General features: G+C 40.7%; 6 protein-coding genes and 1 pseudogene. 5 read left to right on the top strand and 2 right to left on the bottom strand.

The features are described 5' to 3' along the window. Window positions 1–146: 146 nt before the first annotated feature. A pseudogene (locus D5018_RS22480) lies at window positions 147–410 on the top strand (IS701 family transposase); the annotation flags it as partial. Here the strand turns inward: D5018_RS22480 and D5018_RS15105 are convergent. After that, entirely contained in the window at window positions 383–2,452 is a 2,070-nt protein-coding gene (locus tag D5018_RS15105) for a WVD2 family protein (RefSeq protein WP_121839834.1), read from the bottom strand. The pseudogene D5018_RS22480 and the gene D5018_RS15105 sit on opposite strands and share 28 nt — an antisense overlap. Window positions 2,453–2,669: 217 nt before the next feature. On the opposite strand from D5018_RS15105, the gene D5018_RS15100 reads away from it, so the two are divergent. Together D5018_RS15100 and D5018_RS15095 are read left to right on the top strand one after the other, a co-directional pair. Beyond that, entirely contained in the window at window positions 2,670–3,065 is a 396-nt protein-coding gene (locus D5018_RS15100) for a DUF2721 domain-containing protein (RefSeq protein ID WP_121839833.1), read from the top strand. Beyond that, entirely contained in the window at window positions 3,062–3,679 is a 618-nt protein-coding gene (locus D5018_RS15095; protein WP_121839832.1) for a trimeric intracellular cation channel family protein, read from the top strand. The genes D5018_RS15100 and D5018_RS15095 overlap by 4 nt, the downstream gene beginning before the upstream one ends. A 54-nt stretch (window positions 3,680–3,733) precedes the next feature. On the opposite strand, the gene tyrS is transcribed toward D5018_RS15095, so the two are convergent. Beyond that, on the bottom strand, window positions 3,734–4,930 hold the full coding sequence (tyrS, locus tag D5018_RS15090; RefSeq protein ID WP_121839831.1) for a tyrosine--tRNA ligase: 1,197 nt from the start codon (window positions 4,928–4,930) through the stop codon (window positions 3,734–3,736). A 286-nt stretch (window positions 4,931–5,216) separates the two neighbouring features. Between tyrS and D5018_RS15085 the strand changes: the two genes are divergently transcribed. Further along, on the top strand, window positions 5,217–6,623 hold the full coding sequence (locus D5018_RS15085) for a peptidoglycan DD-metalloendopeptidase family protein (protein ID WP_121839830.1): 1,407 nt from the start codon (window positions 5,217–5,219) through the stop codon (window positions 6,621–6,623). A gap of 16 nt (window positions 6,624–6,639) precedes the next feature. Beyond that, the gene (locus D5018_RS15080; protein WP_121839829.1) at window positions 6,640–7,746 is read left to right on the top strand and encodes an anhydro-N-acetylmuramic acid kinase; all 1,107 of its coding nucleotides are present in this window, start codon (window positions 6,640–6,642) and stop codon (window positions 7,744–7,746) included.

Below are 7,746 nucleotides of genomic sequence, written 5' to 3'. Positions count from 1 at the left end.
CACGACAGAAGCCTTTTGGCATGCTTAAAATTTGGTAAACCGTATGAGAACACTACAAGATCTATGTTGTTTTTTTGTTAATGGTTGAAAATGTACGGATACTTAAATCACCATGCGAAATGTAGGTTGATTGTAGTGATGAGTGAATACAAGCAATCTATCAAAAACGATGGAATGTAGAAGTATTTCACAAGTCATTGAAATCAAATGCAGGGATTACTCGATCACCAGCACATACGATAAGAACTCAAAGTAACCACCAGTTTCTTTCAATTTATAGTGCGTTTAAGTTAGAAACACTGTCTTTGAAGCTTAATTTAGGCAAACTCGGCTTAAAGGCAAAACTGTACATGAAAGCCCTAAAAACAGCTTTTACAGAACTTCAGTCTCTAAAAGCTGTTAGTGCGTAACATGAGTTATTAAGTGTTTCATAATCTGGTGGCGGAAGTAGTTCGCCTTCAGAGTCAGGCTCCTCTATGTGAGGAATATCGAAATCAGAAGGTGGTAATTGAGCTTCTATTTCCTTTTGTGTGACTGGAGATAACTTAGATTGTTGATCTTGCGTAACTTTAGCGTTAACAGCAGTGGCTGCCGCAGTTAATGTCGGCAACTCCGAAGAAGAGGTAGAAAATGTACGCGAGAGTTTCGGCGACACTTGAGGAGAAACCGGAGGTTGTTGATGCAGCTCAGGCTCAACGGTAATGGGAGTTTCAGCAGTCGATATAGGTAAATCTGAAAAAGATAGAGAAGATGCACGTGAGAGTCTTGGCGAAGCTGAAGGTGTACTGAATTTTGAGTCTTCCACCTCCTGCTCTTTCTCAAGTCGACGTTGCTCTTCCTCATCTTGTTCTTTTGCTTCAAGCCTTTTGTGTTCTTCACGAAGCTTTAGATACAGTTCTCTTTCGAGGTCTTCATCATTAATGGATAAGGCTTGTAAGTGAACTCTTCCTCTCTCATTATCAAATGCAACTGGTAAATTCGATGAACCTTCTTTGCTTCTTTTTACTTTACAGGCAATGGTAATGCCTGTTGCTGTAATTAAGCAGGTGCAAGCAAGCACACCAGCTACAACAATCCCTAATACATAAGTAGGGACGGTCCCTATTCCATTGGGCGGGTTAGAGGGTTCCATAGGCAATAAAAACACCGTTGAATTGGGTGATTTTAGTAAGCTACTTAGCATCGTAGTAACAGCAGGTGACGTCCGTATATTTTCGAGCATTTTTGTGGAAACTGGTCTCGACAACCGATTAGCGTTTGCAAGGTTGCTGATGCTGCTAGCTGATGTAATTGTTTCAACTACTTGACAGAATTTTTTGGTTAATGTTGGTGATAAAGTGGGTTCACAGTTTGTTTTGCTAGGATTAAAATTGGGGTCACCATCAAAGCATTCTTCAACATCAGGTTCAAATGGATCAACTGGAGTAGATGGAACTGGATCACAATCTTGCTCTTTTGCTGGTATGTATACCCCTTGGTGAATCTGACTTTGACCATCAGTACAATTTCTCGGTATTTGGCAGCGGGTCTCATTTTTAAAAACGTAAATAGTATGGCCGCTTGAGTCATGCTGTGGTCCAGATATCAGCACTTTGCAGTTACCATCCAAAACACGAAAAGTTCTTCCTGTTTGGGCACTGTAATTTAAGACTCCGTAACCATCATTTCTAACTTGGGAGAACTCAGAGCAGTTTTGCGAACCATTCTGGTTTATTGGCGGTTCTGTCGGAGCCGAATTTGTCTCAGATGTATTTGGAGTAGTTCTAGAATCAGAAGTAGCATTATTATCTTCACCACTACGCCTCGAAACAGGCCTTGGCACTTGCTGCCCCGTCGCACCGTCAACCAAATTCATGGCATCTTTTGCAAGTAACCCTCCAGTAACCCCACCTAATAACCGACAACTGCTATCCACCACAAGATAAGGAAACGAATTTTTCTCTATTTTTGCGTTAGCCAACAAAGATTGAGCAAGCCAGCTCCCAGCCTCTGAACCTATATAAGATGATAAAAGTGAGATAAAGGTTTTAGTAACACCTTGCTGTGCAATATTGGTCAATATTCCACCACCTGCGGTCATGGGGATCAATCGAATCACAAAGCGCCCTGCTTTTCCTATGCTGGATTGAGCGGCTTCTTCTCCAAGTGCTTTTTCTGCTGCAACATCAAAAAATGTGGCAACCACATTTGACCCTACTACCGCTGGAATCGCCGCTGGCCCGAGTACTATAAAAGTCGCAGTACCCAGTGCAACTGTGCCTAAAAAATGCCCCGGTAACTCATCGATGATAGAAGCACTTTTGGCAGAGTTTTGTATATCGCTTTTATCTTTTTCGGATGTAGGGTATTCAAATGATTCAGTCGTATTACCCATCTTTATAAGCACAGGCTTTTTTGACTCAGGAGGTGGTGTTGTAGAAGTAGTTGTAGTAGGCGAAGAAGCTACTGACATAAATATGTTCCCCTTAAAATAATAATTAAAGAACAACAAATAGGCGCAACACTAGGAAGATCTCTATCCTAATCTGCTTCAGATAACACACATAGTTAAGAAAAGTTAACCTTTAAGAACTCGGGGGCGTTCCCAATTAGATTTTTACCTTGTTCACACCATTGAAAAAATACAGGTATAATCTTTAATTCGCCTATCTCGATTCTGGATCTTTATTTTGCTAGAAAATGTACATATTTCTTTGACCACTCCAGCACTTCTCTTCCCTGCGATTTCATTATTATTGCTGGCTTATACCAATCGATTTTTTTCTTTAGCTGCTTTGATTCGCAATTTGAGCGATAGAGAGAAACCCGTTAACAGTGGCCAAATAAAAAACCTCCACAAACGCATTGCCATCATAAAGCGAATGCAAGAGTCTGGCGTTTTAGCATTTGCCTTTTGCGTTCTGTGCATGATTTTAATTTATTTTGGCTTCGCTCATATTGGCTCGCTGGTTTTCGGTTTCAGCTTAATGCTGTTGCTATACTCTTTGTTGCTTTCGGTCATTGAAATTCGAATTTCAGTTGATGCACTTAATATCCACCTTGAGGAAATGAGTGAACATAAATGAGTGAATGGATTTACTTCTTTGACCTTTGGGGTACGGCTGTTTTTGCTCTAACTGGCGCGTTAGCAGCAGGTCATCATCGAATGGACCCATTTGGTGTGTTGGTTTTGGCTGGTGTAACGGCTGTCGGTGGAGGCAGTATCAGAGATGCTTTATTAGGAACCACTCCAGTATTTTGGCTTCAAGATCCGACTTATATCTTAATTGTACTAGCAACAGTTATTGCTACGATTATTTTTAATCGTACTAGCCCTAATGCCCCATGGTATGTGTTACCCATTGCCGATGCACTTGGCTTGGCTTTGTTTACTATCATAGGTACAGAGAAAGCATTGAGTTTGGGGCTAAGCAGCATTTCTGCGGTAATAATGGGAGTACTAACAGGTGTTGGCGGCGGAATTATTCGCGATGTATTATGCCGACAAGTTCCTATGGTGCTTAGAACCGAAATCTATGCCACTGCTTCAATTGTTGGCGGGATAGCTTATTGTATTTGTTTATCAACAGCTTTGGATCACTTCACTTCAATGTGTATTGCTATGCTAAGTGCTTTTGGCATTCGTTTGGCGGCAATAAAGTGGCATTTATCTTTACCCGCTTTTGACTTAAAAAGGTAATTGCAAAAATAAAGCCCGAAAATTCGGGCTTTATTGATGCTTATTCGGACTAGCTTACTTCAACGTCACTTTAGCAAACTTACGCTTACCTACTTGGAAGATACCTTGTTCACCTGCAGTAAACACTTGCTTCGCGTCAGATAGCTTTTCACCATCAAGTTTAGCAGCACCTTGCTTGACCATGCGCATCGCTTCTGATGTAGATGCAACTAATCCTGCTTCTTTTAATAGATTCGCTAAAGCCATGCCTTCACCAGCTTCAAGTTCAACTTCAGGGATATCATCTGGCATCGCTCCTTTTTGGAAGCGATTGATAAACTCTTGATGTGCCGCTTCTGCTACTTGCTCATCGTGGAAACGAGCAATGATTTCTTTAGCTAGCAAAATCTTAATGTCGCGAGGATTTGCGCCCGCTTCAATTTGCTGTTTGAAACTTTCAATTTCTTCTAATGGACGGAATGATAATAGCTCAAAGTAACGCCACATCAACTCATCTGAAATCGACATGATTTTACCGAACATTTCACTAGCTGGCTCACTAATACCAATATAGTTATTTGCAGACTTTGACATCTTCTTAACGCCATCCAAGCCTTCAAGTAATGGCATCATGATCACGGTTTGAGGAGACTGCCCTTCCGCTTTTTGCAGCTCACGCCCCATAAGTAGATTAAACTTTTGGTCCGTACCACCTAGCTCAACATCAGACTCAAGTGCCACTGAGTCATAACCCTGTAGTAGAGGGTACATGAATTCATGGATAGCAATAGGCTGACCTGAACCGTAACGCTTTTTGAAGTCATCACGTTCTAGCATACGAGCTACGGTTAACTGTGAAGCTAAGCGGATCATGCCCGCTGCACCGAGTTCTTCTAACCAACTTGAGTTAAATTCAATTCGAGTTTTGGCTGGATCAAGAATTTTGAACACTTGCTCTTTATAAGTTTCCGCATTGTGCAAAACTTGCTTTTTGGTTAGAGGAGGACGAGTGCTGTTTTTTCCAGTTGGATCACCAACCATGCCAGTAAAGTCACCGATTAAGAAAATCACCTCGTGTCCAAGCTCTTGAAAAGTTCTTAGTTTATTAAGGATTACGGTATGACCAAGATGAATATCAGGCGCAGTTGGATCTGCCCCTAATTTAATTTTTAATGGTCGCCCAAGTTTCAATTTTTCAATTAAATCTGCTTCAAGTAGGATTTCATCTGTCCCACGTTTAATTTCTGCCAATGCTTTGTTTAAATCAGCCATTGCGACCACGACCTCTTGGAGTTTCGTCTCAAAATAAAAGACTGTAATGTTACTTGTTAGCCAGAACAAATGAAAGTGTGTATACTCAAAGCCATTATATAAGCTTGAATTAGGCCGTAATTTTTCAACCCCATAAGAATAAAAGCAATAAAAAAAAGGGGATATAGTGGAAATAAGGCTAAGAAGCTGATAAATACAAATTGCAAAGAATAGGATAATTCATTGCAAACTGTGCGCTAAATAGCAAGCACGATTCATGTTTTATAGATAGTGGATAATCGGGTTGATGTTGCGGATTTTTAAATTAGTAAATTTACTACCAACAATTCATAAAATTGTCTTAGCTCTATTATTGAGTATTTCGTTGATCATCATTTTGCTTCCATCAGAAGAAGCTCAAGCATCACGTCAAACACCTGAAAGCCAACTTCAAACAGCTGAAAGTCAACTCCAACCCAATACCTTGTATTCGGTACCCCTTGCTTTTAGAACTCCTGAACCTCCTCAAAAGGAGTCGCTAAGCTCAAAAGAAGTAGATCAAAAAGTTCAATTAGTTGAGCCAGAAGCGAAAACACCACAATTACAACAAGGCGAGCTTTTTAAAGTTCGCTCTGGTGATACTTTAGCTCGTTTATTTAAGCGTAGCGGCTTAACATCGAGAGAAGTCTACGAAATCACTCAATTGTCTTTAGCTAAAAAGAACCTGCTAAAAATTCTACCTGGCGAAGACATTGAAATATTTAAAGATTTAGACAATCGTTTTGCCAAACTTAGATATATCATCGACCCAATAAATACGTTAGTTATCAGCAAGGAAGACGATAAATATACACAGAAGCTTGATAAAAAACAGATTGAAACTCGCACTAAATTTGCAACATCTGAAATTAAAACCAATTTTTGGAATGCTGCTGTTGATGCAGGCCTTACTCCAAACCAAATTATGCAGCTAGCAGGGCTTTTTACTTGGGATGTTGACTTTGCATTAGACATCAGAGAGGGCGACAGCTTTGCGCTTATCTTTGAACAAAAATACGCGGATGGTGACTTTTTAGAAAATGGTAACATTCTTGCTGCGGAATTTATCAACCAAGGCGATCGCTACACAGCTGTTCGCTATAGTAATGGACAATACTATAGCGAAACTGGGCGTAGTATGAAGAAAGCGTTTATCCGTTCACCTGTAGATTTCACTCGTGTTAGCTCTAACTTTAACCCAAGGCGTCTACACCCAGTTACTGGCCGAGTTCGTCCCCATAATGGTGTTGATTACGTTGCTCCTGTCGGTACCCCAATTAAAGCTACAGGCCGAGGTAAAGTAATTGCTTCTTCATACAATAAATACAATGGTAATTACGTATTTATTAAACACAATGACACTTACACCACTAAGTATTTACACCTTAAAAGGCGTAAAGTTCGCAAAGGCCAAAGCATCAAACAAGGTCAAATCATCGGTACTTTGGGTTCAACAGGTCGTGTGACGGGTGCTCATTTGCACTATGAATTTATTGTGAACGGGGTGCATCGTAACCCTAGAACCGTTAAGTTACCAAAATCTGATTCTATCCATAGAAAACAAAAAGCTGATTTTCTTAAAGTTAGTAGGGTACTTATGGCTCAACTTGAGCATAATAAGCAGTTACACATCGCGAGAGCCCCCTCCCTTTCTTCTGAAACTGCTAATAACTAATTAATGTGAACGCCATATGCCTTCTTATTTTATTGGATTAATGTCTGGGACCAGTATCGATGGAGTTGATGCGGTTCTGGTGGATTTTACCCAAGAGCAATATCAAGTTGTCGCCACTTATACCCAGCCCTTTCCAAAGCATCTGTTTAAAGGTTTACAGCGACTTAGCCAACCGGGCAGTGATGAAGTAAATCGTCTTGGAAGATTAGACAGGCAAGTAGCCGATGTATTTGCTGAAGCAGTGAACGGTTTACTTGAACAAAACCAAATTGATAGTTCTCAGGTAGTTGCTATCGGTAGCCATGGGCAAACCATTAGGCACATGCCAAATTTAGAAAACAGCTTCAGTATTCAAATCGGAGATCCAAATACCATTGCGGTTAAAACAGGCATTGATGTTATCGCCGATTTCCGCCGTAAGGATATAGCGTTAGGCGGTCAAGGAGCACCACTAGTTCCAGCCTTTCATCAGCAAATATTTGCTTCAAAAAAAATACAAAGAATCATTCTTAACATAGGTGGAATCGCTAATATCACCTACCTTCCGGTTGACGGTTCATCTGTTGTTGGGTTTGATACCGGACCTGGGAATGCCTTAATGGATTCTTGGATCCAGCAACGCTTAGAGCAAGCGTATGACAATAACGGTGAGTGGGCGGCAAGTGGAACAACTGACCCAACATTATTGAATCACTTGTTATCGCACACCTATTTTTCACAACCTTTTCCCAAAAGCACAGGAAAAGAGTTATTTAGCCAAGCTTGGTTAACCCAACAACTCAGTGAGTTTATTCATCTTCCAGATGAAGATATTCAGTCTACATTGCTAGATTTAACTTGTATGAGTATCAGTGACCAGATCAGCAAGCTATCACCTACTGGCGAATTGTTTGTCTGCGGTGGTGGTGCGTTAAATTCTGAAATGATGAAGCGATTGAAAGCTCTACAGCCTAATTATCGGGTTACAACCACAAGCGAATTAGGGCTAGATCCTAAGTGGGTGGAAGCCGTTGCGTTTGCTTGGTTAGCTTATCGTTATACTCAAGGACTATCAGGTAATTTACCTGATGTGACAGGCGCTTCAAGAACTGCAATTTTAGGGGCAATGTACCCAGCAAATTAA

This window comes from Parashewanella curva, from assembly GCF_003675895.1.
Lineage (GTDB): Bacteria > Pseudomonadota > Gammaproteobacteria > Enterobacterales > Shewanellaceae > Parashewanella > Parashewanella curva.
The sequence above is the reverse complement of the archived record's forward strand: the minus strand, read 5'-3'. Positions and strand labels throughout refer to the sequence as shown.

What these genes read in the sequence shown, in the direction of transcription:
- D5018_RS15080 (WP_121839829.1), top strand. Translation starts at nt 6,640, where the DNA reads ATGCCTTCTTATTTTATTGGATTAATGTCTGGGACCAGTATCGATGGA.
- D5018_RS15105 (WP_121839834.1), bottom strand. Translation starts at nt 2,452, where the DNA reads ATGTCAGTAGCTTCTTCGCCTACTACAACTACTTCTACAACACCACCT.
- D5018_RS15085 (WP_121839830.1), top strand. Translation starts at nt 5,217, where the DNA reads ATGTTGCGGATTTTTAAATTAGTAAATTTACTACCAACAATTCATAAA.
- D5018_RS15095 (WP_121839832.1), top strand. Translation starts at nt 3,062, where the DNA reads ATGAGTGAATGGATTTACTTCTTTGACCTTTGGGGTACGGCTGTTTTT.
- tyrS (WP_121839831.1), bottom strand. Translation starts at nt 4,930, where the DNA reads ATGGCTGATTTAAACAAAGCATTGGCAGAAATTAAACGTGGGACAGAT.